Source organism: Microbacterium sp. Nx66 (genome assembly GCF_904066215.1).
Classification (GTDB): domain Bacteria; phylum Actinomycetota; class Actinomycetes; order Actinomycetales; family Microbacteriaceae; genus Microbacterium; species Microbacterium meiriae.
The window spans coordinates 3,277,444-3,301,957 of sequence record NZ_LR880474.1 but is presented as its reverse complement, the minus strand read 5'-3'; the positions used below and the strand labels follow the sequence as shown (position 1 = coordinate 3,301,957).

The following is a 24,514-nucleotide window of genomic DNA, read 5'->3' as shown; positions in this document are numbered from 1 at the left end:
CCAGCCCTCGCCGATCCCGGCGGCCTAGAATCGATGGCATGGCTCAGCGGAACACCTGGCAGCGCGAACGCGTGCGCGAAGCGCTCGCCGACGCGCGCGGTTTCGTGAGCGCACAGAGCCTGCACGCGACGCTCCGCGACGACAACACGGGGATCGGCCTGGCCACTGTCTACCGCGCCCTCGCCGGACTCGCGGCGGCCGGAGATGCCGACTCGCTGCAGAGCCCCGAGGGGGAGGCGCTCTACCGGGCGTGCACCACCCAGGGCCACCACCACCACCTCATCTGCCGGTCCTGCGGCCTCACGGTCGAGATCGAGGCGAAGGACGTGGAGCAGTGGGCGCACCGCACGGCCGCCCTGCACGGCTTCACCGAGGCCGCGCACGTGGTCGACATCTTCGGACTGTGCACCCCCTGCGCGAACAAGCGCGACGCCGAGAGGACTGCGACAGCGTGACCGCCCCGGCACGAACGGCCACCCGTCCGGGCCACACGCACCGTCGAGCGCCCTCGCCGCGCTCGACGTGGATCGCCGTCGGCATCGGCGTCGTGATCGTCGCGGCGCTGTTCCTCATCGACGCCTTCCTCCCCACCCTCTTCCCCGCCTCGCTGCCCACCCGCGCGCAGGACGGTCTGACACTCGCTCTCAGCGTGCTGATCGAGGCGCTGCCGTTCGTGGTGCTCGGCGTGCTGCTGTCGATCGTGGTGCAGGTCTGGCTCCCGGCGGACGTCATCCACCGCTGGCTCCCGCGCCGCGCCTGGGCCCGCCGCGCCGTGCTCTCCCTGCTCGGCATGCTCATCCCGGTCTGCGAGTGCGGGAACGTCCCGTTCGCCCGCGGACTCATGATGCGCGGACTCGCCCCCGCGGAAGCGCTGACCTTCCTCATCGCGGCGCCGATCGTGAACCCGATCGTGATCCTCACGACGCACGCCGCGTTCGGATGGGACGGCGGCATCCTCGTCGCCCGCCTCGTCGGTGGCTACCTCATCGCGAACCTCATCGGCTGGATCTACAGCCGCCACCCCTCGCCGGAGTCGCTGCTCACCCAGCGCTTCGTCGACACGTGCGAGCGCGTGACCCACGAGCCGGGAACTCCCGTGCGCCGCAGCCTCACGCAGTTCCTCGTCGAGCTGCGGGCCGTGATGCCGGCGCTCGTGATCGGCTCCGCGCTGGCGGGGGCCGTGCAGGTCCTCATCCCGCGCGACGTCCTGCTCACGATCGGCGCCAACCCCGTGCTGTCCATCGTCGCGATGATGCTGCTCGCGATCGTCGTGGCGATCTGCTCCAATGTCGACGCCTTCTTCGCGCTGTCGTTCGCGTCGACCTTCTCCTCGGGGGCCCTCGTGGCGTTCCTCCTGGTCGGGCCGCTCGTCGACATCAAGATGCTGGCGCTGATGCGCACGACCTTCACCACCCGGACGCTCGTCGGGATCACCGCTGTCGTGCTGGCGTCGGCCTTCGCGATCGGGATCGGGGTGAACGTCCTTGCCTGAGCTCTCCGTCCGCACGCGCGCCCTCGCGACCCGGTGGCTGGGGATCGGTCTGGCCTCCGTCGTCGCCGTCGTCACCCTCGGCCTCGCGGTGACCGACCGCCTCAGCCTCTACATCAGCCCGGAGTCGGTGTGGTTCGCATCGGCTGCCGCCGTGGTCACTCTCGCCGGAGCCGTCTGGTCGTGCACGCTGCCCCTGGGCGCGGAGGAGGATCACGGGCACGACCACGGTCCCTCCTCCGCCCGATCTGCGGAGTCGGAGCACTCCTCCGCTGAGGAGAGCGAGCGCCCCTCCGTCCCGTCGCGCCGGACCCTCGCCGGGGTCGGTGCTCTGGCCGGCGGTGTGGTGGCGACGGGGGTCGTCGTCTCCGCACTCGTCCTGCCTCCCGCCTCGCTCTCGGTCGAGCTCGCGATGTCGCGCGCCGGGGAGGAGACCGCACTGTTCGCCGGCGCCGACACGGTCGCCCTCGGGGTCGCGGACACGTCGACGTTCGGCGTGGGCGACTGGGCGAGCGTCTTCGCCGCCGCGACGAACACCACGGCCTACGACGGGGCCGACGTCACGTTGCAGGGCTTCGTCACGCCGGGCGACGGCGACGGCGTCAACCTCACCCGGCTCGTGATCACCCACTGCGTCATCGACGCCCAGACGGCGGCGCTGCCGGTGAGCGTCGACGCGGACGCGTACAAGACCGGACAATGGGTCGAGATCACCGGGACCGTCCGTGCGGATGAGAACGGCTCCCTGCACATCGAGCCGACCGATGTCGTGGCGATCGACGAGCCGAAGGACCCGTATGAGTACTGACGACGAGCGGCCGGAGCCGCCCGCCGTCCCGCGGACCCGCGCTGAGCTGCGCGCTGCCAGGGAAGCGGAGGAGCGCGCCGCCGAGGAGCAGACGGCCGCAGAGCGCGCGGCCACCGAGCAGGCTGAAGCGGAGCAGGTCGCGGCGGAACGTGCGGCCGTGGAGCGGATGGCCGCCGAGGTCGCCGCCGAGCAGGCCGCCGTCGATCGCGAAGCTGCGGCGGAGCGTGAGGCGGCAGAGCGCGAGGCGGCGGAGCGTGAGGCGGCGGAGCGTGAGGCGGCGGAGCGCGCTGCTCCCGATGCGGCCGCCGGCGTCCCCGCGATCCCGCAGGCGCCCGAGCCGGTGTTCACCCCCGCGGGGCCGGCGTCCACCCCCGCGGCGAGCAGGGAACCGGGAGATGCATCGGATCCGGGCTGGACGCCGACCACCGACCTCCCCGCCGACGACGATGCGCCTCCGCCCGCGCCGTGGTCCCGCCGCCGCTTCCTCGTCACGATCGGTGCCGTGGTCGGAGTGCTCGTGCTCGTCGGCACCGGACTCGGAATCGTCAGCCTGCTCCAGGGTCCCCGGGTGACCGATGTGCAGGTCGACGCCGCCCAGGCCATCGAATCCTCAGGGAGCCGCGTCATCCTCACGGCGAATCAGCCGCTCTCCGCCATCGACCCCGAGCAGGTCACGGTCGAGCCGTCCGTGCCGTTCACGGTCGATGCCGCCGGTCGGGGCGTCGGCGTGCGCTTCACGGTGCCCCTCGACGACGACACGACCTACACGGTGACCGTCTCCGACGTGACGGGTGCGGGAGGAGGACCGGCCGCCGATCTGACGACATCCTTCGAGACCCCGGCGTCGTCGATCTTCCTCCTGCGCCGCGACCCCGACGGCGACGACATCATCTTCCGCACCGACCTGAGCGGCGAGAACGCGCAGCCGGTGTTCTCCCACCCGCGGATCGACGACTTCCGGGCCACGTCCACGCAGCTCGTGGCCGCGGTCGAGGATGACGACCAGTCGCGGCTGCTCGTGATGGACAGGGACGGCTCCGACCAGCGCGAGCTCCCCCTCCCCGGAGAAGGCTACGTGGGCGCGATCCAGGTGTCCGAACGGGGCAACCTCGTCGGCTACAGCTACTCCGATCGCGAGCTCAGCGACACCGAGGGGCGCGCGAGCGTGCTCGTCACCCAGTCGCTGAGCGGCGACGACGAGCCCCGCATCACCGAGGTCGGAGACAAGCAGGTGAGCGTCTTCGTGTGGCAGTTCGTGCCGGACAGTGCCGCCGTCCTGTTCATCGACTTCGACGGAGCGCTCTCCCTCGTGGACCAGTCGGCCGACACCGGCGTGCAGTCCCTCGGTCTCGCCACGACGATCCAGGGCATCTCCCGCGGCACCTACACCGCGATCGTCGAGCGACTGGACGGATCGGTGGTGGAGCTCGACCTGGCAGACGGATCGGAGGAGCCGCTCGCCGCGTCCGAGCCGGACTACGGCACCGCGACCTCCATCACGCCGTTCCCCGGCGGAACGCTGCGCCACGTCGTCGCCAGGGACGAGGGCGGCCTCCCGGTGGGACAGGCCGTCATCCGCGTCGACGACTCCGGCGCGGCCACGCCGCTGGTCGAGGTGAGTTCGGCCGACTCGATCCTCCAGGCCTGCGCGTCGCCGAGCGGGCAGTACGCCGCCGTGGTGATCGCGCCGGACATGGCGGACAACGCCTACGACGGGATGCTGCTGCCGCTGCCGGAGAAGCTCGAGACCCACCTCATCGACATGAAGACCGGGGACGAGATCGTCGCGCTGACCGGTTTCGACGCGTCCTGGTGCCAGACGGCGCCGCGGTTCTGACATGACGGGGCCCCTGGCGCTGCGGCGCGCGACCCGCGAAGACGTGATGCGCTCCGCCGTGGAGGTCGCGCCGACCCTCCTCGGCGCGGAGCTGCGGACCGTGGTCGTCGAGGACGGTCGCCCGGTGGAGGTGCGCGTGCGGATCACCGAGGTGGAGGCCTATCACGGGCAGGGCACCGGAGCGCTGGCGGACCCGGGGTCCCACGCCCGCATGGGCCGCACCGCCCGGAACGCCACGATGTGGGGCGAGCCGGGCCATCTCTACGTGTACCTGAGTCACGGCATCCACTCCTGCGTCAACGTGGCCTGCGGTCCCGAGGGGCAGGGTGACGGGGTGCTGCTGCGCGCGGGGGAGATCGTGACCGGGGTGGAGGAGGCGGCCCGGCGACGGCGTGCGGTCCTCCCGCTCGGCCGCACCGCTCGGCGGGACCTCGCGCGTGGGCCCGGACGGCTCGGACAGGCCGCGGGACTGCGGCACTCCCTGCACGACGGCATCGACGCCATCACCGGCGAGGAGCGGAACGGCGCCAGGGCGGAGTTGTGGCTCGGCCCTCCCGTGGTCGACGTGGCCCAGGGCCCGCGGGTGGGGGTGGCGGGCATCGCCGGCACGGACGCGTTCCCTTGGCGCTTCTGGATCCCCAGCGACCCCACGGTGTCCGCGTTCCGGTGGGGCCGGGGCGCCGCCGACGCTTCGAGTCGCGCGAATGGCGGCGTTTCGGGCTGAGATGGGGCCATTCAGGCGATTCGAGCGGCTGCTCGGAGCCGTGCTAGACTGACTCTTCGTCTGCGCACGCTCCTGTGCGCAGTTCGTGTGCTCCCCCTTCTTCCGCCGAGAGATCGGCATGCGGGGCGGCGTGCAGACAAGGGATCTTGGGTGAGGCCGTCCGGTCTCACGGTAATGAAGGAGTCATCATCATGGCAGCAGTGTGCCAGGTGACCGGAGCTGTTCCCGGCTTCGGTCACAACGTCTCGCACTCGCACCGCCGGACGAAGCGTCGCTTCGACCCGAACGTGCAGAAGAAGACCTATTTCGTGCCCTCGCTCGGTCGTAAGATCACGCTCAACGTGTCCGCCAAGGGCATCAAGGTGATCGACGTGCGCGGCATCGAGAACGTCGTCAAGGACCTCCAGGCGAAGGGTGTGAAGCTCTAATGGCCAAGAAGGCTCAGGACGTCCGTCCGATCATCAAGCTGCGTTCGACGGCGGGTACGGGTTACACGTACGTGACCAAGAAGAACCGCCGCAACACCCCCGACCGCCTCGTGCTCAAGAAGTACGACCCGGTCATCCGTCAGCACGTCGAATTCCGAGAGGAGCGTTGATCCATGGCTAAGAAGAGCAAGATCGCGCGCAACGAGCAGCGCAAGGTCATCGTCGAGCGCTACGCCGAGCGTCGTGCCGAGCTGAAGAAGACCCTGGTCGACCCGAACGCCACCGACGAGGCCCGCGAGGCCGCCCGCGTCGGCCTGCAGAAGCTGCCGCGCAACGCGTCGCCGGCTCGCGTGCGTTCGCGCGACGTCATCGACGGCCGCCCCCGTGGTGTCCTCACGAAGTTCGGCATCTCGCGTGTCCGCTTCCGTGACATGGCGCACCGTGGCGAGCTGCCCGGCGTGACCAAGTCGAGCTGGTAAGCACCCAGCGAGAAGGGGCGGGGATCTTCGGATCCTCGCCCCTTTTGCATGCCCGGGAACGCAGGCGATCACGCCGGATCAGGCGCATATGTCAGGGAGTGCCTGATGCCGCGCGGCGGCCTCAACGCGCGAGCGGGCGCCCGAAAACCTGTGACGCGAGTGGCCAATGTGACGCGACACGCCGGGAAATCGGTCGAAACCCGCGAAATGACGCGGAAATCCGGGTGGCCGTTGGTACATTCGAGGCGGTCACACGACCAACGGGGAGCACCCGCTCCTCGCACCCACACACGATGCGACGGTCCTTCGTCGCTGGAGGATGACATGGCTGACAAGTCCATCACCAAGACCGAGCTCGTCGCGAGCATCGCTTCCGCCACCGGCCAGAGCCAGGCCACCGTCTCCGGTGTCCTCGACTCGCTGTTCGCCACGGTCTCCGACGCCGTCGCCAAGGGCAGCAAGGTCTCCATCCCGGGCTGGATCTCGTTCGAGCAGGTCGACACGGCCGCCCGCACGGGCCGCAACCCGCAGACCGGCGCCGAGATCAAGATCCCGGCCGGCAAGCGCGTCAAGGTGACCGCCGGCTCCAAGCTCAAGGCTGCCGTCAAGTAAGACCGCACCCGTTCGAAGGCCGCCCCCGCTTCGGGGGCGGCCTTCGTGCGTTCTCCCTGCTGCGCGCGCCTAGGCTGGAGGGGTGAGTTCCCGCACCGAGACGCCGCGCCCGACGTCGGCGTACCGTCTCGCCGGCATCGTGATCCTCCTCGTCGCAGCCGGAGCCGCTCTGGTCTGGGCGCTTCTGGTCGGGGGAGGGGCGAACCCGCCGCTGCTGCAGGATCCAGGGCCGGTGGTGCTGTGGGGCACACCCTTGGCGAAGCTCGTGATGAACATCGCCGGCGCCGTCATGCTCGGCTCCCTCGTGCTGGCGCTCTTCGGACTGCAGGCGGGGGAGCGCACCTTCGACACGGCCCTGAACATCGCGTCCATCGGCGCCGCCGTCTTCACCGTCTCCGCCGGGCTCGCCGGGTTCTTCTCCTTCATGGCCGCCTTCAACCCGCAGCTCAGCATCGAGCGCGAGTTCGGTTCGCAGCTCGGCCGCTTCCTGCTCGAGCTCCCGCTGGGGCAGTCGTGGCTGATCACAACGATCCTGGGCGCCGTCATCACGGTGCTCGCGTTCGCCTGGCGCACCTGGACACCCACGCTGCTCACCGCCCTGCTGGCCGCGGTGTCTTTCCTGCCGCTGGCGACCCAGGGGCACGCGGGGGACCTCGACGGACACAACATGGCCGTCAACTCGATCCTCCTGCACACCATCGGCGCGGCGGCGTGGCTCGGCGGGCTGCTCCTTCTCGTACTGTTGCGCGGGCAGCAGGGGCTCGACCTCCCCCGGCTCGTCGGCCGCTACTCGTCCCTGGCGATCGCGGCCTTCGCGGTCGTCGCCTTCTCCGGCTTCACGCGGTCGATCGTGGCCGTCGGGAGCTGGGAGGCCGTGTGGACGACCCCCTACGGACTCATCGTCGTCGTCAAGGCCGTCCTGCTCGTCGGCATGGGACTGCTCGGCGCCTGGTACCGCACGCGGCTGATCCCGAAGCTGAGCGGCGCCCGCGCCTCCCGGTGGTTCTGGGCTCTGGTCCTCGGCGAGGTGGCGCTCATGGGCCTCGCCTCCGGCGCGGCGGCCGCGCTCGCGCGCACGCCCCCGCCGACCGGAGAGGTCGCCGCGTTCGCGCAGACCCCCGCGCAGATCCTCACCGGCTCGCTGCTGCCGCCGGAGCTCACTCTGGAGCGCTGGTTCACGGCCTGGGACATCGACGTGCTGTGGCTCGTCGCGGCGGGCTTCGGACTCTTCTTCTACCTCGCAGGGGTGCGCCGACTCCGGGTGCGCGGCGATCGCTGGCCGATCCACCGCACCGTGTTCTGGGTGCTCGGTCTGCTCCTGCTGGTGTGGGTGACCGGCGGACCCATCAACGCGTACCAGGAGTACCTCTTCAGCGTGCACATGCTGGGGCACATGATGCTCTCGATGGCGATCCCGCTGCTCCTCGTCTCCGGCGCGCCGATCACCCTCGCGCTGCGCGCCATCCACAAGCGCGACGACGGCACCCGCGGTGGTCGCGAATGGATCATGTGGGCCGTCCACTCGCCGTTCGCGAGGGTCGTGACGCACCCGATCGTGGCGGCGGCGATCTTCATCCTGTCCCTCTGGGCGTTCTACTTCACCGACCTGGTGCGCTGGTCGATGTTCGAGCACCTCGGGCACGAGTGGATGGTCGCCCACTTCCTGATCTCTGGGTACCTCTTCGTGATGAGTCTGATCGGCGCCGACCCGGTGCCGTATCGCCTGCCGTACCCCGGCCGGCTCATCACCCTCATCGCCGTGATGGCCATGCACGCGTTCTTCGGCATGGCGATCATGATGCAGGAGGGGCTCATGGTCGCCGACTGGTTCGGTGCGATGGGCCGTGACTGGGGCGCCGACCCGATGACCGACCAGTACGTGGGCGGGGGCATCGCGTGGTCGATCGGGGAGATCCCGACGCTCATCCTCGCGATCACCGTCGCCATCCAGTGGAGCCGGAGCGACACCAAGCTCCAGCGTCGCCGCGATCGGCATGCCGATCGCACCGGCGATGCCGAGCTGGAGGAGTACAACGCGCGGCTCGCCGACCTCGCGGCCCGGGATCAGCGCGCGGCGGAGCGCCAGGGCCGCTGACCGGGCACCGGTCTCACTTCACGGGATCGTCCGGGGAGCCGACGCGGATCGATGCCGAGCCGTCCGGGAGGATGGCGATGGAGCCGTTGACCCGGAAGGGCACGTCTTCGGAGACCGGCTCCACGGAGCCGTCGAAGAGGGACTGGATCTCGACCTCGACGTGCGCCACGGCGTCGGTCGCCGGGATCTGCCAGTGACCGTCGTCGGACGGCGCGACCATGATCTCGGGCTGCTGGGCGATGGACCACTTCGGCGGCGCGGCGATCCTGTTCTCGACGCGCAGGCCGAACGGGCACGCGGTGGGCTGCAGCACCTCCTGCGTGGTGCACGCGGTGAGGAACTCCTCGACGCGCTCCTGGACCACGTCGACGAACTCCTCCGTCGGCTCGGTCTGCACGTCGAGAGGGGTCACGGCGAGCGGCTCGTCGGCGAGCACGCCGTGCCCGGTGGACTCCGCGATCGCGGTGTCGACCGTCACGGAGTAGAGCCCGGGGGTGAAGACGAGCAGCGGGAGAGGCTCCAGGGGCAACGCCGCGGGCCCGGCGGCGGAGACCTGGCGGCGGTCGACCTCGAACCCGTTCACGGAGAACCGGTCGGCTCCGCGCACCGTGAGCTCGACGACGGCGAGGGGGCTGGTCGTGAACCGCCAGTTCGGTGTGACGCCGGCCCAGCCGTCCTGCGCGACGTGGAACGTGGTGGTGCCGGAGTGGCCGCCGGCGCGGTAGCTGACGGTCACCGCGGTGCCGTCGCCGGAGGGCTCCTCGGATTCGACCTCGACGTCGCTGAGCGGACCGAGGGCGGAGCGGCGCAGCATCGCCTCGGACGCGGCGGGGTCGATCCCGGCGTCATCGAGGGTCTCCCGGTCGATAGCGACACCGGGAACGCGGAGGGCATCGGCGGCTCGCCCCTCGGAGAGCAGGTCGAGATAGCGGACCACGAACGCCGACGGGCCGTAGAACTGCCGGTAGAGCGTCGCGCCGCCCGCGCCGATCGCGGCCAGCAGGAGGACGCCGATGAGGCCCAGGATCGCCAGATCGGCGCCCAGGCGCGACCGCCGGGGCGCGCGCGTCCCGGCCCGCTCCATGCCGGTCAGTCTAGGAGGGCGTCCTGGGGGGACGCCGAGCGTCGGCGGCCCCGTCCCGGACGGGGCACGTAGCATGGGGGAGCGCCCCGTGTCCGCCCCGTCAGCCCTGTGAGAACCGTGTCCCTTCCCGCCCTGTCCGAGGAGCAGCAGGAGCTGTTCCGGCTCATCGAGGACACCAGCGAGCACGTGTTCATCACGGGACGCGCCGGCACCGGGAAGTCCACGCTGCTGCAGCACTTCGCTTGGAACACGAAGAAGCAGATCGCGATCTGCGCTCCCACGGGCGTCGCAGCGTTGAACGTGGAGGGGCAGACGATCCACTCCCTGTTCCGCCTCCCGATCGGCCTCATCGGGGACGGCGACATCGATCAGAACGATGCGACCCGACGCATCCTCAACGCGATCGAGACCCTCGTCATCGATGAGATCTCCATGGTCAACGCCGACCTCATGGACGCCATCGATCGGTCGCTGCGGCAGGCGAGAGGGCGGCGGGGAGAGCCCTTCGGCGGTGTGCAGGTCGTCATGTTCGGCGACCCCTATCAGCTCGCTCCGGTCCCGCCCCGGGGCGATGAGGCTCGGTACGTGAAGGATCACTACCGGTCGTTCTGGTTCTTCGACGCGAAGGTGTGGGCGGGCCCTTCGACAGGCTCTTCGACAGGCTCAGGGACTCAAGAGACCCAGGGGGCGTTGTTCGAGGTCGACGCCCGGGCGGAGCTGCACGTGCGGGAGCTCGTGCAGATCCACCGCCAGTCGGACGACGGCTTCAAGTCCATGCTCAACGCCGTCCGCTATGGACGGGTGACGGCGGAGATCGCCGGGATCCTCAACGCTCAGGGCGCGCGCACCCCGCCGGAGCCCGAGCCCGGCGAGGTGCCGATGATCACCCTCGCCACCCGCAACGACATCGTGAACAGCATCAACAGCCGGCATCTCGCCGCGCTGCCCGGCAAGGAGCAGACCGCGCGGGCGGAGGTCAACGGCGACTTCGGCCGCGGCGAGGCCTCTCTCCCCGCCGAATCCGAGCTCAAGCTCAAGGTGGGGGCGCAGGTGATGTTCCTGCGCAACGACACCGCGATGACCGGAGAGCCGCCGCGCTGGGTCAACGGCACCATCGGGACGGTGACCCGCATCCTCGGCGGGACCGTGCGGGTGGAGATCGACGGTGAGGAGGTCGACGTCGAGCCGGCCGTCTGGGAGCGGTTCCGGTACGCCTACGACCCCAACACGAAGAAGCTCTCCCGGGACGTCGTCGCCGAGTTCACGCAGTTCCCGCTGCGGCTCGCGTGGGCCGTGACGATCCACAAGTCCCAGGGCAAGACCTACGACCGCGCCGTGATCGACCTGGGCTCCGGGGCCTTCGCGCCGGGGCAGACCTACGTCGCGCTGAGCCGGCTCACGTCGCTCGACGGGCTGTACCTCTCCCGTCCGCTGCGGCCGAGCGACATCCGCGTGGATGAGGACGTGCGCCGGTTCATGCGCGATGCGTGGCTGGCGGCCTCGACGCCGGAGCTGCCGAGGACCTGAGGTCGCTGCCGGGTCAGGCGGCGGCGCGGGCGCGGTCCAGGTCTTCGAAGAGCTCGGTGTTGAAGCGGTACGCCAGCAGCACCTCGTCGATGACGCGCTCGCGCTCCGCCTCGTCCCACGGAGCGGCGTCGAGCTGTTCGCGATAGACGTCCTTGAAGGCGGAGGGGTCGGCGATGTCGTCGAACAGGTAGAAGCCGATGCCGTTGGTCTCGAAGCCGAAGCGCCGCGCCATCACCCGCCCGATGAAGATGCCGCCGGAGAGATCGCCGAGGTACCGGGTGTAGTGGTGCGCCACGAACCCGCCCGCCCACGTCGCGCCCACCTGACGGATGCGGTCGACGTAGCGCTGTGTGGTGGGCAGGGGTGCGATCCGCTCGCGCCACTCGGGGCCGAGGAGGAAGGCGAGATCGGCTTCGAGCGCGGGGAGACGCGTGAGCTTGTCGCTGAGGAACACGGAGGCCACCGGGTCCTGACGCATCCGCTCTCCCGCGCCTTCGAGGGCGTCGTAGATGAAGTAGTGCTGCGCGACCAGGGCGATGTAGTCCTCGCGCGATCCTTCGCCCTTGAGCAGATCGGACATGAAGCCGGCGGTCTCGCTGCGGGAGTGCGAGCCGGAGGAGCGCTCGCGGAGGGCGGCGGAGAAGGACAGGATCTCGGGCATGGCTTCAGTGTAAGGGCAGCCTAACCTTGGGCGGAAGCCCGAACTGTGCGGGACGACTCAGTCGTGCGGACGCGGTTCGATGCCCAGGCGCGCGCAGGCCGCGTCGTACAGGGCCACGACCTCGCGGCGCACCTCTCGGCGCTCGGTGATCGGACCGCCGGGCCACGGGACGCGGAGCTCCGACGTCGAGCCACCGCGGGAGATCTCCCAGACCCCGACCTGCCCGTCGAAGCCGGTCATCACCGCCCCGTCGATCGCCTCCGCGGACGGTTCGGCGAAGGCGCGGGCGATGAGGAGGTTGTCGTCCGTGTGGTCGCCGTTCATGTGGCGGAGGACGGCGGCGATCACGTCGGCATCGAAATCATGGGGCACAGGGACACCCTACGACGCCACGCGGGGCCGACTTTCAGCATCCGCGTTCTAGACTCAGGGGACACGTCTTCGGGGGTTCCCACACATGCAGCTTCTCTCGTCGCGCCGGTGGCGCGCCGCAGCGGCCACGGCGGCCGTTCTCGGTCTCGTCCTCACCGGATGCTCCTCCGAGGGCTCCTTCAGCTATACGCCACCCCCGCAGGTCGACGCCACGCTTCCCGACGACACGGTCGCGGCGCTGCAGGGCGCGGTCGACAACGCGCTCGCGGCCTCCGGGGCCAGCGGGGCGATCGTCGGGGTCTGGGTGCCGTGGAGCGGCACCTGGGTCGCCGCCACGGGCACGCAGGACAAGGCGGACGGCGGCGAGCTCTCCACCGACATGTCGTTCCGCATCGCCGACATCACCCGGTTGATGACCTGCGACGTCCTCTACGCGCTCGCCGACGAGGGCACCGTGGAGCTCGACGCGAAGGTGCCGGAGTACGTCTCGGGCGTCGCCGACATGGCCGATGTCACTCTCCTCGATCTGTGCAACGGAACCAGTGGCGCCGGTTCGTCCGAGGCGACGGTCAAGAGCGCGTGGCTGAACACGCCGGAGCGGGTCTGGGCGCCCCTCGAGCTCGCGGGTTACGGTCTCGGCCGCGCGCGCGTCGCTCCGCAGACCACGTTCCGCGACTCCGACGCCGGATACCTTCTCCTCGGCCTCGCGTTGGAGCGCGCCTCGGGGATGAGCGCGCGCGAACTGATCGCCGAGTACGTCACCGAGCCGCTGGAGCTCGCCGACACCTCGCTGCCGTCGCCCGCTGCGGCACCGCCGTCGGAGGGGGCGTCGCTCAGCGGACACTACATGGGAGCCGTCGAGGGCGGTTTCACCTGCGCCGCGCCCGTCGACATCACGACGATGTCCTCCAGCACCGGCTTCACCGATTCGGGTGTGGTGTCGACGATCACCGACCTCGGGCGGTACATGCAGGCTGAGGCCAAGCAGGTGCTGCGCACGAAGGACGAGCCGGACCGCTTCGCGTCGCCGCTCCCCGCGTACGACAAGGCACCATCGTGGTACCAGGCGACCGGTGGCGCCTACATCGTCGGTTCTATGATCGGTCAGCACGGCTGGACTCCCGGCTACGCGACGGCGGCGTACTCCGACCCGACGACCGGCTTCACGGTTGCCGTGGTGCTGAACGACTCCACGGGCGGTGCGCGCTTCGCCCAGCAGCTCTCCTGGGAGCTCGCGGCGATCGCCTCCAAGGCACCCGCGGCGGCCGGGGAGACGGCTCCGGAGTTCGGTCTCCCCTATACGGCCGAGCAGTATCACACGGCCATCGCGAACGCCGCGCTCGCGTGCGTCCCTCCGGCCGGCTGAGCGCGTCTTCGACGAGCAGGAGGTCCGCATGGCGATCGTCGACAACGCCGTCTACGTCGATGGCGTGCGCACCGAGAACCCGCAGAGCCTGAACGACACGTTCGAGCGGATCCGCGAACGACGGGGCATGGGGTGGATCGGTCTGTATCGGCCGAGCCCCGAGGAGATCCGCGCCGTGGCTGACGAGTTCGGCATCCACGAGCTGGTTGTGGAGGACGCGCTCTCCGGTCACCAGCGCGCCAAGCTGGAGCGGTACGGCGACGTGCTGTTCATGGTCCTCCGCCCCGCCCGCTATCTCGACGAGCGCGAGGAGGTCGAGTTCGGCGAGGTGCACGTGCTGGTAGGACCCGACTTCGTCGTGACGATCCGTCATGCGGAGTCGCCGGACCTCGGCCGCGTGCGTCGCCGGCTCGAGGCCGATCCCGCTCTGCTCGCCCACGGCCCTGAGGCGGTGCTCTACGCGATCCTCGACGAGGTCGTCGACGAGTACTCCCCGGTCCTCGCCGGACTCGAGAACGACATCGACGAGATCGAGGGTCAGCTCTTCGAGGAGGACGCGGACGCGACCCAGCGGATCTACGACCTCGGTCGCGAGGTGATCGACTTCCAGCGGGCGACGCAGCCGCTGACCGGCATGCTCGAGGCGCTGCTCCGCGGATCCGAGAAGTACCGCGTGAGCGAGGAGCTCCAGCGGTACCTGCGGGACGTCCTCGACCACACCCTGCGCGTGAGCGACAAGGCGACGACCTTCCGCTCCGTCCTCGACAACGCCCTCACGGTCGAGTCGACCATCGTCGCGCGACGCCAGAACGACGAGATGCGACGGATGACGGAACTCAGCATCCGCCAGAACGATGAGGTGAAGAAGATCTCCGGCTGGGCGGCGATCCTCTTCGCTCCGACGCTCGTCGGCACCGTCTACGGCATGAACTTCGACCACATGCCGGAGCTGCACTGGGCACTCGGGTACCCCATGGCGGTGCTGCTCATGGTGGCGATGGGCGTCGGGCTCTACGCGGCGTTCAAGCGCAAGGGCTGGCTGTAGCGCCCGACGGCACCGGATCAGTCCTCGCCGTCGGCCTCCGGCATGCCAGGACCGGGGCCCGGGCGCACCTCCGCGTCATCCCGGATGTCGATGCGCGTGTTGCCGTCGTGCTCCGAGACGTCCACGCGCGGCGCGGCGTCGGCCTCCGTGGCATCGGGAGCGGAGGTCAGCTGGTCGTGACGGTTCTCCTCGAACGTCTCGTCAGCGGTGTTGTCAGGCGTGCTCATGGCTCTCCTTCGTGTCGGCGGTCTTCGATCGATTGCGGGTCCATCGGGCGACAGCGTAGAGCACCCCGCCGACGGCGAGGAGGATGGCGCCGAACAGCCACACCTGCGGACGCTGCTGGGTGAGCAGCAGGATGCAGGACGCGATGCCCAGCACCGGGACGAACGTCCACACGCGGAAGTGGTCGTGCTCGACCTTGTCGCGGCGCAGGACCAGCACCGAGATGTTCACACTCAGGAAGACGACGAGCAGCAGCAGCACGACGGTCTCGGCGAGGGTCGCGAGGTCTCCGACCAGCGTGAGGCCCATCGCCACGAGCGTCGTGGTCAGGATCGCGACCCACGGGGTCTTCCGCTTCGGCAGGACGCGCCCGAGCACCGACGGCAGGAGGTTCTGCTCCGCCATGCCGTAGGTGAGGCGGCTGACCATGATCATCGTGAGCAGCGCACCGTTGGCGACCGCGATGAGGGCGATGAGGCTGAACAGCCAGGACGGGACGCTGACCCCGGTGGCCTCGACGACCGCGAGCAGCGGACCGCTGGACTCCTGCAGCTCGGACGCCGGCAGGGCGACGGCGCTGGCGATACCGACGAGCACGTACACGACGCCCGCGGTGAGGAGTGCTCCGAACAGCGCGCGGGGATAGGTCCGCCGCGGGTCCTTGACCTCTTCGATCATGTTGGCGGAGGTCTCGAAGCCGACGAAGGAGTAGTACGCGATCACCGCGCCGGAGAGCACCGCCAGCGCGACGTTCGCCCCCTCCGGCACCTGCGTCGCCCGGGACAGGTCGCCGCCCCCGCCGCCGACGAACACCGCCACGACGACGATCACGATGACGAGGCCGCTGAGCTCGATCGCCGTCATCACGAGGTTCGCGCCCATCGACTCGCGGATGCCGCGGGCGTTGAGCAGGCCGACGATCGCGAGGAAGACGATCGCGACCGGGATGGTCGGCAGGTCGATGAAGGTGCTGAGGTAGTCGCCGGCGAAGGCGATGGCGAGACCGGCCGCGCTGGTCACACCCGCCGCGAGCATGCTGAAGCCGACGAGGAAGGAGACCAGCGGGCTGTGGAACGCGCGCTCGGCGAAGACCGCGGCGCCGCCGGCGCGCGGATACTTGGTGACGAGTTCCGCATACGAGCCGGCGGTGAGCATGGCGAGAAGGAGGGCGAGGACGAGCGGTGCCCAGAGCAGACCGCCCACGTCCTCCGACAGCACGCCCATGAGCGCATAGATCCCCGCGCCCAGGACGTCACCGAGGATGAACGCGAACAGGAGGGGGCCGGTGATGGCGCGGCGCAGCCGGGTGGGTGTCTCGGCGCGCGGCTCGGTCTGGGCGGTCATCCTTGCACGGTACGGCCCGGAAGCCGGTGGGGCGACGGGCTTGACAGTCCCGCCGCCAATGAGCCAGCACAGGACGACCGCGCGCTATCCTCAGTGCCGCAAGGCGGGTCGTCGCCCGGACGGTTCCGGGGAGACGGGGGGCCGCCTGCGATCCCACAGAAGGACACTCTCATGATCGGTACACCTCGTAAGGCGCTCGCAGAAGCGATCGCCACGTTCCTCTTCGTCCTCGCCATCATCGCCGCGGTGAACAGCGGAAGCCCGCTCACCCCGCTCGCGATCGGCTTCACGTTGATGGTGCTCGTGTACTCCACGGGCCACATCTCCGGCGCCCACCTCAACCCGGCGGTCTCGCTGGGCGTGTTCCTGCGCGGCGGGCTCAGCGTCGCCGACTTCGTCTCCTACCTCGTCGCGCAGTTCGCCGGCGGGGCGCTCGCCGCTCTCGTGGCTCTCGCCGTCTGGCCGGCGGGGGAGAAGGCGATGGTCATCGAGGTCGGCCCGGCGTTCCTCGTCGAGGCGCTGTTCACCCTGATCCTCGTCTGGGTCGTGCTGAACTCCGCCACCTCGAAGGACACCGCGGGCAACTCGTTCTACGGGCTCGCGATCGGTGCGACCGTCTTCGTCGGTGCGGCGACGGTCGGCTCCATCTCGGGTGGCGGGTTCAACCCGGCGGTGGCGCTCGGCCTCTCGGTCAGCGGGCACTTCGCGTGGAGCTCCCTCTGGCTCTACATCGTGGCTCCTGCGGCCGGTGCGATCATCGCGGCGCTGCTGTTCCGGGTGCTCAACGCCGACGACGCGCGGAAGATCGCTGCGGACGCCGAGTAGACACGATCGACCGGAGCGCCGCATCCTTCCGGGGTGCGGCGCTCCGTCGTCTCGTCACGGGCGGCGCCGACCCCGCCGGCGCAGCGCGGCCGACGCGACGGCGACGATCGTGCCGACGAGGACGCCGATGATCGTCTCCAGGACGCGATCGGTCAAAAGGTCGGCGACCGGTGTGGGTGCGGCCAGGTGCACCATCAGGAGGGCCAGCGGGGTGACGAACACCATCGCGATGCCGTAGTTGCGGCCGATGAACAGTTCCGCCGTCCCCTGCAGGACCACGACGACGGCGATCACGGCGAGAGGCGGCATGTCGAGAGCGAGGATCCCGGCGGCCACCAGCACGCCGAGCAGCGTGCCGACGAGGCGCTGGATGCCGCGGATCACGCGGGCGTTGAGCTGCGCGCCGCTGACCGCCGCCACCGCGCCGACCGCCGCCCAGTACCAGTGAGTGCCGCCGAGGAGCAGGCCCACGACTCCGGCACCGACGATCGCGACGGCGACCGAGGCGGCCATCTCGGCGGCGACCGGGCCCACGGACGGGCGCCGTCGCGGCGGCGCCTCCGCCGTGCTCCGGGTGACCACGGCGACGAGGGCGGTGAGCGCGAGGCCGAAGAGCACGCTCGCCCCGCCGACGAGCAGGACCGCGCCGAAGGAGGCGCCGGTGGCAGGGATGGTCGCGCACGCGCCGGTCGCGAAGACCGTGAACAGTGGACCGGGCGGGTGCCACTGCAGGACGTAGGCGAGGAGCGTCACGGCCGCAGCGACGAGTGCGACGACGACGATGCTCAGCACGGCGGGGGCGGCGAGGACCGACAGCGCCGTGCCGATCAGCATCGCGAGGAGCAGTACGCCTCCGGCACTCGCCTGCATGCGGATCCGGTCGCGGAAGACGTCGTGCCGACCGTAGAGCGCGGCGAAGGCGCCGAAGCTCGCATAGATGCTGAGGTCGAGCCGGCCGACGGCCCACAGCACGAGCAGCGGGACGGCGACGCTCACCGCGGCGCGCAGGGCCACCCGGTGATCGCCGCGGTGCGGGCCGACGCGGAGGACCCCCGTCCACACCCGTCCCTGCGATTCCGTCACCGATCAAGCCTACGTCCGTCACCCGGCACCGATGTGCGAGGGTGGAGGAGATGACCACTCCGTCTCCGCCGCGCCGCGCCCTCCTCGTCGGCTTCGGGAAACTCGGCGCCCGGCTCGCCCCACTGCTCCTCGGGGACGGTGGTGAGGTTCTGGCCCTCCGCCGCAGTGACGGACCCGTGCCGGACGGTGTGCAGGCGCTCACCGCCGACCTCGCCGTCCCGCTCACGGGTCCGCTGCCCGAGGTCGACGCGATGGTGGTGACGCTGCCACCCGGGCCGGACGTGTCGTCGTACCGCACGGCGCTCTCCCGCCTCGCGGCGGCGTTGCCGTCCCCGCCCGCGCGGACGCTCTTCGTCTCGTCGACCGGGGTGTTCGACGGCGCCGGGGGCGCCGAGCCGGTGACCGAGCGGGTCGAGCCGGTGCCCACCACGGATCGCGGCCGCGGTCTGCGCGACGGAGAGCGCGCGGCCGTCGAGCTCTTCGACGCCGTGGTCGTGCGCCCCGCCGGCATCTACGGTCCTGGGCGCGAGTTCCTGCTCCGGAAGGTCCGGGAAGGGGCTCCGGTGGCCCACCGTCGCCGCACGAACCGGATCCACGAGACCGACCTGGTGCGCGCTCTCGACCTGCTGCTACGGATGCCGGAGCCCCCGGCGCTCGTGCACGCCGTCGACCGGGCGCCCGCTCCTCTGGGAGACGTCATGACCTTCCTCGCCGACCGCCTCGGTCTGCCGGTACCGCCCGACGACGGCAGTGCGCCGAGCGGCTTCGTCTACGACGGCACGCTCTTGCGTTCGGTGCTCGGCCACCTCGTGTACCCGACGTACGAGGACGGGTACGCGGAGATGATCGACCGGAGCTGAGGCATTCCGGGCGTCCGTCGTCCGGCGTACCGTGGGCGCATGACGAATGCGCAGACAGCTGTCGAGGTCGTCGACTGGCGGCGGCGGGTGTTCGCCCTGTACGAAGCGGTGCGACGGGCCGACTCCCCGGAGGAGGCGCACGAGCTGTGGCGGATCGAGCGCGACGAGCTGCTGCTGCGGCACCCGGCGACGCCCCTCCTCCCGCAGGACAGGGCGCTGTTCGAGGGGCTGCCGATCGCCTCGTACGACCCTTCCTGGCGGTTCGAGCTCCCGATCCTCGACACGGATCCGGCCACGTTCGAGTTCGCGACCGGGACCGACGGCGTCGTGCCGTTCGAGCGTGTCGGCGTCGTGGAGATCCCGGACGCCGGATCGCTCGACGTGTGGCGGCTCGCCTCCTACGGCGGCGGGCTGTTCGTGCCGGTGCGCGATGCCTCCGCCGGGCAGGGCGGGGGGACGTACGGCGGCGGGCGCTACCTCATCGACACGATCAAGGGTGCCGACCTCGGGGCCGACCCACGCCGCGGCACGATCGTGCTCGACTTCAATTTCGCGTACAACCCGTCGTGCGCCTACGACCCGGCGTGGGCGTGCCCGCTGGCGCCACCCGGCAACGTGCTGACGGTGCCGATTCCGGTCGGAGAGCTCCGATGAGGCCGCTGCGGTACGCGATCAACGTGACACTCGACGGCTGCTGCCATCACGAGGCGGGGCTCCCGCCGAATGAGGAGTCGATGCGCTTCTGGACCGCGGAGCTGGAGCGCGCCGACGCTCTGCTCTACGGACGGGTGACGTACGACATGATGCGGGCCGCGTGGCGCCGTCCGGAATCCGGGGTCTGGCCGGACTGGATGGAGGAGTGGGAGACACCCTTCGCCGAGGTCATCGATGGCATGCCGAAGCACGTGGTCTCGGCGACGCTCGATGCCGTCGACTGGAACGCGGACCTCGTGCGCGGCGATCTCTCGGAGGCGGTGCGGCAGCTGAAGGATGAGCCGGGGGCGGGCCTGTCGGTCGGTGGAGTGACCCTGCCCGCGACCCTCGCGGACCTCGGGTTGATCGACGAGTACGTGTTCGTGGTCCATCCGGTCGTCGCGGGGCATGGTCCCCGGCTGCTCGACGGCGTGCACGAGCGTCTTCGGCTCGAACTCGTGGAGCGGCGGGAGTTCCGCTCCGGTGCCGTCATGCAGCGGTATCGTCCGGTGGCCTGAGCGGGTGCACCGGTCTCCACCGTGATCACCTCGCGTCAGCGAGGCGTCCGGAGGCAGGTCGTCCCGGCCACCAGATGCGGTCGCCGACGAGCGCGAAGAGTGCCGGGACGATCACGGTCCTGACCACCAGGGTGTCGACGATCACGCCCACGCCGACGATCAGCCCGAGCTGCCCGAGGGTCACCAGCGGCAGGACGCCGAGCGCCGCGAAAACGGCGGCGAGGACGACGCCGGCGCTCGTGATCACGCTGCCGGTGTGTGCGACGGCTTCGACCATGCCCACCCGAGTGCCCCGCAGCGCCGCTTCGGTCCGCGCACGGTGGACGAGGAAGATCGTGTAGTCGATGCCGAGGGCGACCAGGAACAGGAAGGCCAGCAGCGGCACCGGGAGATCGAGCGCGTGCTGTCCGAACAGCACGCGACTGAGCCAGGCCCCGGCACCGATGGCGGCCACGGCGCTCGCCACATTGACGGCGAGCAGCAGCAGCGGGGCGACCAGCGACCGCAGCAGGAGCACGAGCACCAGGAAGCTCACCGCCAGGACGAGAGGCACCACGACGCCGAGGTCCGCGAGGTTCCCGGCACGGGCGTCGAGATCTGTCGCCACCGCGCCGCCGACGACCGCCTCGGCCCCCGGGACAGCGTGCACGGCATCGCGGAGTCCGGTGATCTGGGCGAGGCTCTCCTCGGTGCTGGGCGCATACTCGCTGGTCACCAGGATCTCCGTGAGCTTCTCATCGTCCGTCGTCCCGACAGGAGTGGCGCGGACGATGCCCTCCACGTCGCGCGCCGCAGTGAGGACGGCTTCGGCTTCGCCGCTGTCCGTGACGATGAGGATCGGCTGCGCCTCTCCTGCCGGGAAGTGGTTCGAGAGCACCTCGAGACCCGTCGCGGACTCGGACGGGACCCGGAACTTGTCGACCTGGTCGAGCCCGACGGTCGTCCCGACGAGGCCGATCGTCATCACGGCCAGCAGGGCCGCACCCCCGAGGAGGCTCACGACCGGCCGGCTCACGACGCGCGTCGCGATCGTCCGCCACACCCCGCCGCGCCGTGCGGCAGCTCCGGGACGAGGGACGAACGGCCAGAACACGTTCCGTCCGCACACCGCCAGCAGGGGAGGCAGCAGGAAGAGGACGGACGCCAGGGCGACCAGCAGGCCGATCGCGGAGGAGACGCCGAGCCCGTGCGTGCCGGGGATCACCGCGAGGACGAGCGTCAAGAGTGCGAGGACGACGGTGAGGTTCGAGGCGAGGATCGCCGGAGCGGTCCGCCGCCACGCGGTGCTGAGCGCCCGGCGATGGCTTGTGGTGGTGGCGAGCTCTTCCCGGTACCTCGAGATCAGGAGGAGGGCGTAGTTGGTCCCGGCGCCGAAGACGAGGACGCTGATGATCCCGGCGTCGAACTGCAGGTCCCACGCGGAACCGGCAGCCGCGGTCAGGCAGCCGGCGAGTCCGTCGGCCAGGCCGACGGCGGCGAGCGGCAGCAGCCACAGCACCGGTGACCGGTACGTGACGATGAGGAGTACCGCGACGATCAGGATGGTCACGAGCAGCAGGGTGAAGTCGGCCCCTTCGAAGGAGGCGGCGATATCGGCGCCGAAGGCCGGCCCGCCCGTCACGAGCAGCGTCATCCCGTCCGGGGCGTGCTCGTCGATGTCGGCGCGGAGCGCCGAGATCACGGCGGCGGTGTCGGTGCTCGTCTGACCGACCGCGATCGGCGTCACCAGAACTGCGGCCTTCTCGTCCTCGCTCACGAGAGGCCCGGTCGGATCCGCGTCCGCGTGCGTGCCGAGCACCGGGAGGAGACTGTCGAGGGCGTCGACGTCCTGTGCCGAGAGCGTCGCGCCGTCGTTGCGCGACGCGACCACGATCACGGACTGGCGATCCGCGTTCGGGAACTCGGCCAGCAGGGCGCTCGCTCGCGCCGACTCCGATCCCGCGGGGGCCTGCTCGTTGCCGGCCGGGGCCTTCGCCGACCCGAACAGGCCGAAGAGAGCCGTCATGATCAGGAGGACCACGCCGAGCATGATCCATGCGCCGCCACGGGAGGTCATCCACTCGGGAAAGCGCCGAAGAGCGCGAGAATGTGCCATACCTGTCACTCCACCAGGAGCGTCGTGCGGCGACATCGTCAAGACGATGGAGGGAAGTCTCCCTCTTTCGATGGATGCCGGCCGGTCAGCGAGGGGGACGCCGAACCGGTCGCGTCGAGGCGAGGATCAGAGATGTGGAGGGGCTGACGGGAATCGAACCCGCGCTGTCTGCTTGGGAAGCAGAAGTTCTACCATTGAACTACAGCCCCGTACCCGCCCGAGAGCAGGTGGAGCAAGCCTACCTGTCGCAGGCCGGATGGCCAAAGCGCGGGTCGCTCGTGACTAGGCTTGTGCCGTGCTTCTCAGCGATCGCGATATCAGAGCAGAACTCGCCTCCGGCCGCGTCGGCCTGGAACCGCATGCGCCGGAGATGATCCAGCCGTCGAGCATCGATGTGCGGCTGGACCGCTACTTCCGCCTGTTCGACAACCACAAGTACCCGTTCATCGATCCCTCGGTCGATCAGCCCGAGCTCACACGGCTGATCGAGGTCGACCCGGACGAGCCCTTCATCCTGCACCCCGGCGAGTTCGCGCTGGGGGCCACGTTCGAGCAGGTCACCCTGCCGGACGACATCGCCGCCCGGCTGGAGGGCAAGTCCTCTCTCGGCCGCCTCGGGCTCATCACCCACTCGACCGCCGGTTTCATCGACCCGGGTTTCTCCGGGCATGTGACCCTGGAGCTCGCGAACGTGGCGACGCTGCCGATCAAGCTGTGGCCCGGCATGAAGATCGGCCAGCTCTGCTTCTTCCGGCTCACCTCGCCGGCGGAGAACCCGTACGGCTCCGGCCCCTACGGCAACCGCTACCAGGGCCAGCGAGGACCGACGGCGTCCCGCTCCTTCCAGAACTTCCACCGCACGGACGTGGGTGTGACCGACATCGGAGCCGTCGGAGGCTGACATGAGCGACGCGAGCGGGACCACCCCCGACGAGCCTGGGGCGCCGTACGAGGCAGTGCCGCCGGACGCGGCGGGACCGGAGATCGCTCCCGCCGATGCGGTGATCCCGTCCGCCGATGACGTGATCCCGCCCCCGCCACCGGAGACGCCGATTCCGGAGGGACTACTTGCGACGCCGGACGCCGCGGACGATGTGCTTCCGGCCCCGACCCGTCGCTCGGAACGATCCCGTCCGACGCCCGCGATCCTCCAGGGTGAGCAGCCCGCGGCGGCCGCCGACGACTGGGCACAGCGATCGATCGCGCCGGAGGTCGCCGACACCGGGAGCTACCGGGTGCTCGCCGTCGTGGTCTTCGTCGTGCTGTTCCTGCTGCTCGCGGCGGCCGTGGTGACGCTCGTGGTGCTGATCACCACTGTCGGGCTGCCGTTCGCGGCGGCCGGCCCGGACGCGGGCTTCCTGCCGATTCGGGTGTAGCGCTGCGGAGGGCGGCGGCCCGGTCTGCCGGTGCGGCGTCGGTGGCTGCCCGTCCCGTCGCGGTGCCGAGCGCATCGACGGCGTCGAGCCCTCCGGTCACGAGGGCGACCACCGCATCGAGGGTCGGGTCCGCCGACAGCACTTTCGTATGGCCGAGACCCACGGTGCGGACGAGGCGGGAGCGGCCGCGGTGGGCGGCGTGCAGCCTGAGGGTGTCCTGGTCGGTCATCCGGCGGTCGCCCCGATCGTGCACGAGGAGCAGCGCGGTGTCGGCGGGCAGAGGATCCGCGGCCGCATCGTATCGCTCGGCGGCGGAGGCGGAATCGAGGCCGAGTCGGCGGTGGAAGCGGGTGCGGAGCCGTTCCGCGGTGGCGGGGTCGAGGCGGAGGTCGTGCGCGAACTGGGCGAGGAAAGCCTCGGGAGCCGCGGCACCGGCGACGACGGCGACGGCGGGGACCGGGCCGGACGTCCGGGCGACGGTCAGTGCCGCGAGACCCCCGAAGGAGTGGCCGATGAGGGCGGAGAAGGGGCCGTGGGTGTGTTCCAGCTCCTGCGCGGCCTCGACCCAGTCGCGGATGTCGGTCCTCCGCCCGCCGGAGGAGCCGTGGGCCGGAGCGTCGAAGGCGACGACCCGGAGCCCCTCAGCGACGAGCTCCCGCACGAGTGGCGCGAACTGCGAGGCGCGGCCACGCCAGCCGTGCAGAAGCAGCACGGTGCGCGGACCCCCGCCCCACGTGTAGGTCGTGACGGGGATGTCGCGCACGAGGATGCTCCCGCGGCGGGCGGCCTCATGGGTCGCGGCGTCGGCGGCACGCACGGCCATCCGCGGGCGGGTGGAGAAGAACAGCCGGTATGCGAGGTCGCCGGCGAGGCGGGGAGTGACACGTCCCACAGCGGGGAGGGTGCGGACGAGGAGGGTGGACGCGGACGGCATGGGGGCTCCTTCACCGAACTATACGAACGATCAT

General features: G+C 70.6%; 27 protein-coding genes and 1 tRNA gene. 19 read left to right on the top strand and 9 right to left on the bottom strand.

Annotation, left to right across the window (positions count from 1 at the left end; all coding sequences use genetic code 11):
• Positions 1 to 38: 38 nt before the first annotated feature.
• The 10 genes from MICNX66_RS15950 to MICNX66_RS15905 all read left to right on the top strand — a co-directional run bounded on the left by MICNX66_RS15950 (position 39) and on the right by MICNX66_RS15905 (position 8,472).
• Positions 39 to 455, top strand: a complete 417-nt coding sequence (locus tag MICNX66_RS15950) for a Fur family transcriptional regulator (protein WP_187662687.1) — start codon at positions 39 to 41, stop codon at positions 453 to 455.
• Positions 452 to 1,492: a permease gene (locus MICNX66_RS15945; RefSeq protein WP_187662686.1), complete on the top strand. Its 1,041-nt coding sequence runs from the start codon at positions 452 to 454 to the stop codon at positions 1,490 to 1,492. The genes MICNX66_RS15950 and MICNX66_RS15945 overlap by 4 nt, the downstream gene beginning before the upstream one ends.
• Positions 1,485 to 2,297, top strand: coding sequence for a TIGR03943 family putative permease subunit (locus MICNX66_RS15940; protein ID WP_187662685.1), 813 nt, complete (start codon positions 1,485 to 1,487; stop codon positions 2,295 to 2,297). The genes MICNX66_RS15945 and MICNX66_RS15940 overlap by 8 nt, the downstream gene beginning before the upstream one ends.
• Complete coding sequence (locus MICNX66_RS15935) at positions 2,287 to 4,134, top strand: Ig-like domain-containing protein (RefSeq protein ID WP_232089124.1); 1,848 nt, start codon at positions 2,287 to 2,289, stop codon at positions 4,132 to 4,134. The genes MICNX66_RS15940 and MICNX66_RS15935 overlap by 11 nt, the downstream gene beginning before the upstream one ends.
• A gap of 1 nt (position 4,135) precedes the next feature.
• The gene (locus MICNX66_RS15930) at positions 4,136 to 4,858 is read left to right on the top strand and encodes a DNA-3-methyladenine glycosylase (RefSeq protein ID WP_187662684.1); all 723 of its coding nucleotides are present in this window, start codon (positions 4,136 to 4,138) and stop codon (positions 4,856 to 4,858) included.
• A gap of 191 nt (positions 4,859 to 5,049) precedes the next feature.
• Positions 5,050 to 5,286: a 50S ribosomal protein L28 gene (rpmB, locus tag MICNX66_RS15925; RefSeq protein WP_017203559.1), complete on the top strand. Its 237-nt coding sequence runs from the start codon at positions 5,050 to 5,052 to the stop codon at positions 5,284 to 5,286.
• Positions 5,286 to 5,456, top strand: coding sequence for a 50S ribosomal protein L33 (gene rpmG, locus MICNX66_RS15920; protein WP_017203558.1), 171 nt, complete (start codon positions 5,286 to 5,288; stop codon positions 5,454 to 5,456). The genes rpmB and rpmG overlap by 1 nt, the downstream gene beginning before the upstream one ends.
• A 3-nt stretch (positions 5,457 to 5,459) precedes the next feature.
• Positions 5,460 to 5,765: a 30S ribosomal protein S14 gene (gene rpsN / locus MICNX66_RS15915; RefSeq protein ID WP_017829734.1), complete on the top strand. Its 306-nt coding sequence runs from the start codon at positions 5,460 to 5,462 to the stop codon at positions 5,763 to 5,765.
• Between the two features lie 324 nt (positions 5,766 to 6,089).
• Entirely contained in the window at positions 6,090 to 6,377 is a 288-nt protein-coding gene (locus tag MICNX66_RS15910; protein WP_017203554.1) for an HU family DNA-binding protein, read from the top strand.
• 82 nt (positions 6,378 to 6,459) lie between these two features.
• Complete coding sequence (locus MICNX66_RS15905; RefSeq protein WP_232089123.1) at positions 6,460 to 8,472, top strand: cytochrome c oxidase assembly protein; 2,013 nt, start codon at positions 6,460 to 6,462, stop codon at positions 8,470 to 8,472.
• A gap of 13 nt (positions 8,473 to 8,485) precedes the next feature.
• Here MICNX66_RS15905 and MICNX66_RS15900 read toward each other — a convergent pair whose 3' ends face one another.
• Positions 8,486 to 9,556 (bottom strand): hypothetical protein, encoded by a 1,071-nt coding sequence (locus tag MICNX66_RS15900; protein ID WP_187662683.1) that lies wholly within the window; start codon positions 9,554 to 9,556, stop codon positions 8,486 to 8,488.
• A 117-nt stretch (positions 9,557 to 9,673) separates the two neighbouring features.
• Here MICNX66_RS15900 and MICNX66_RS15895 point away from each other — a divergent pair, with 117 nt between their 5' ends.
• On the top strand, positions 9,674 to 11,083 hold the full coding sequence (locus MICNX66_RS15895) for an ATP-dependent DNA helicase (RefSeq protein WP_187662682.1): 1,410 nt from the start codon (positions 9,674 to 9,676) through the stop codon (positions 11,081 to 11,083).
• Positions 11,084 to 11,096: 13 nt separating this feature from the next.
• Here the strand turns inward: MICNX66_RS15895 and MICNX66_RS15890 are convergent, their stop codons facing one another.
• The gene (locus tag MICNX66_RS15890) at positions 11,097 to 11,744 is read right to left on the bottom strand and encodes a biliverdin-producing heme oxygenase (protein ID WP_060922936.1); all 648 of its coding nucleotides are present in this window, start codon (positions 11,742 to 11,744) and stop codon (positions 11,097 to 11,099) included.
• Positions 11,745 to 11,801: 57 nt separating this feature from the next.
• Complete coding sequence (locus tag MICNX66_RS15885; protein WP_232089122.1) at positions 11,802 to 12,116, bottom strand: DUF2470 domain-containing protein; 315 nt, start codon at positions 12,114 to 12,116, stop codon at positions 11,802 to 11,804.
• An 85-nt stretch (positions 12,117 to 12,201) separates the two neighbouring features.
• Between MICNX66_RS15885 and MICNX66_RS15880 the strand changes: the two genes are divergently transcribed.
• Together MICNX66_RS15880 and corA are read left to right on the top strand one after the other, a co-directional pair.
• Positions 12,202 to 13,482, top strand: coding sequence for a serine hydrolase domain-containing protein (locus tag MICNX66_RS15880; protein WP_187662681.1), 1,281 nt, complete (start codon positions 12,202 to 12,204; stop codon positions 13,480 to 13,482).
• Positions 13,483 to 13,510: 28 nt separating this feature from the next.
• Positions 13,511 to 14,527: a magnesium/cobalt transporter CorA gene (gene corA / locus MICNX66_RS15875; protein ID WP_187662680.1), complete on the top strand. Its 1,017-nt coding sequence runs from the start codon at positions 13,511 to 13,513 to the stop codon at positions 14,525 to 14,527.
• 17 nt (positions 14,528 to 14,544) lie between these two features.
• On the opposite strand, the gene MICNX66_RS15870 is transcribed toward corA, so the two are convergent.
• Together MICNX66_RS15870 and MICNX66_RS15865 are read right to left on the bottom strand one after the other, a co-directional pair.
• Complete coding sequence (locus MICNX66_RS15870) at positions 14,545 to 14,754, bottom strand: multidrug transporter (protein WP_187662679.1); 210 nt, start codon at positions 14,752 to 14,754, stop codon at positions 14,545 to 14,547.
• A complete protein-coding gene (locus tag MICNX66_RS15865; RefSeq protein ID WP_187662678.1) occupies positions 14,741 to 16,096 on the bottom strand; it encodes an APC family permease in 1,356 nt (451 codons plus the stop codon). The genes MICNX66_RS15870 and MICNX66_RS15865 overlap by 14 nt, the downstream gene beginning before the upstream one ends.
• A gap of 171 nt (positions 16,097 to 16,267) precedes the next feature.
• Between MICNX66_RS15865 and MICNX66_RS15860 the strand changes: the two genes are divergently transcribed.
• Complete coding sequence (locus MICNX66_RS15860; protein WP_187662677.1) at positions 16,268 to 16,921, top strand: MIP/aquaporin family protein; 654 nt, start codon at positions 16,268 to 16,270, stop codon at positions 16,919 to 16,921.
• Positions 16,922 to 16,975: 54 nt separating this feature from the next.
• Here MICNX66_RS15860 and MICNX66_RS15855 read toward each other — a convergent pair whose 3' ends face one another.
• The gene (locus tag MICNX66_RS15855; RefSeq protein ID WP_187662676.1) at positions 16,976 to 18,004 is read right to left on the bottom strand and encodes an FUSC family protein; all 1,029 of its coding nucleotides are present in this window, start codon (positions 18,002 to 18,004) and stop codon (positions 16,976 to 16,978) included.
• Between the two features lie 50 nt (positions 18,005 to 18,054).
• On the opposite strand from MICNX66_RS15855, the gene MICNX66_RS15850 reads away from it, so the two are divergent.
• From MICNX66_RS15850 to MICNX66_RS15840, 3 genes are read left to right on the top strand one after another with little or no spacing between them, the layout of a single operon-like run.
• The gene (locus tag MICNX66_RS15850) at positions 18,055 to 18,864 is read left to right on the top strand and encodes a sugar nucleotide-binding protein (RefSeq protein WP_187662675.1); all 810 of its coding nucleotides are present in this window, start codon (positions 18,055 to 18,057) and stop codon (positions 18,862 to 18,864) included.
• A 39-nt stretch (positions 18,865 to 18,903) separates the two neighbouring features.
• Entirely contained in the window at positions 18,904 to 19,518 is a 615-nt protein-coding gene (locus MICNX66_RS15845; protein WP_187662674.1) for a DUF1684 domain-containing protein, read from the top strand.
• Positions 19,515 to 20,075, top strand: coding sequence for a dihydrofolate reductase family protein (locus tag MICNX66_RS15840; RefSeq protein WP_187662673.1), 561 nt, complete (start codon positions 19,515 to 19,517; stop codon positions 20,073 to 20,075). Before MICNX66_RS15845 ends, MICNX66_RS15840 begins: the two co-directional genes overlap by 4 nt.
• Before the next feature lie 25 nt (positions 20,076 to 20,100).
• Here MICNX66_RS15840 and MICNX66_RS15835 read toward each other — a convergent pair whose 3' ends face one another.
• The gene (locus MICNX66_RS15835; RefSeq protein ID WP_187662672.1) at positions 20,101 to 22,131 is read right to left on the bottom strand and encodes an MMPL family transporter; all 2,031 of its coding nucleotides are present in this window, start codon (positions 22,129 to 22,131) and stop codon (positions 20,101 to 20,103) included.
• Positions 22,132 to 22,305: 174 nt separating this feature from the next.
• Positions 22,306 to 22,379 (bottom strand) — tRNA-Gly (locus tag MICNX66_RS15830).
• A gap of 86 nt (positions 22,380 to 22,465) precedes the next feature.
• On the opposite strand from MICNX66_RS15830, the gene dcd reads away from it, so the two are divergent.
• On the top strand, positions 22,466 to 23,071 hold the full coding sequence (dcd, locus tag MICNX66_RS15825) for a dCTP deaminase (RefSeq protein WP_025102697.1): 606 nt from the start codon (positions 22,466 to 22,468) through the stop codon (positions 23,069 to 23,071).
• Position 23,072: 1 nt separating this feature from the next.
• The gene (locus MICNX66_RS15820; RefSeq protein ID WP_187662671.1) at positions 23,073 to 23,546 is read left to right on the top strand and encodes a hypothetical protein; all 474 of its coding nucleotides are present in this window, start codon (positions 23,073 to 23,075) and stop codon (positions 23,544 to 23,546) included.
• Here MICNX66_RS15820 and MICNX66_RS15815 read toward each other — a convergent pair.
• On the bottom strand, positions 23,479 to 24,480 hold the full coding sequence (locus MICNX66_RS15815; protein WP_187662670.1) for an alpha/beta fold hydrolase: 1,002 nt from the start codon (positions 24,478 to 24,480) through the stop codon (positions 23,479 to 23,481). The genes MICNX66_RS15820 and MICNX66_RS15815 overlap by 68 nt on opposite strands.
• Positions 24,481 to 24,514 lie beyond the last annotated feature (34 nt).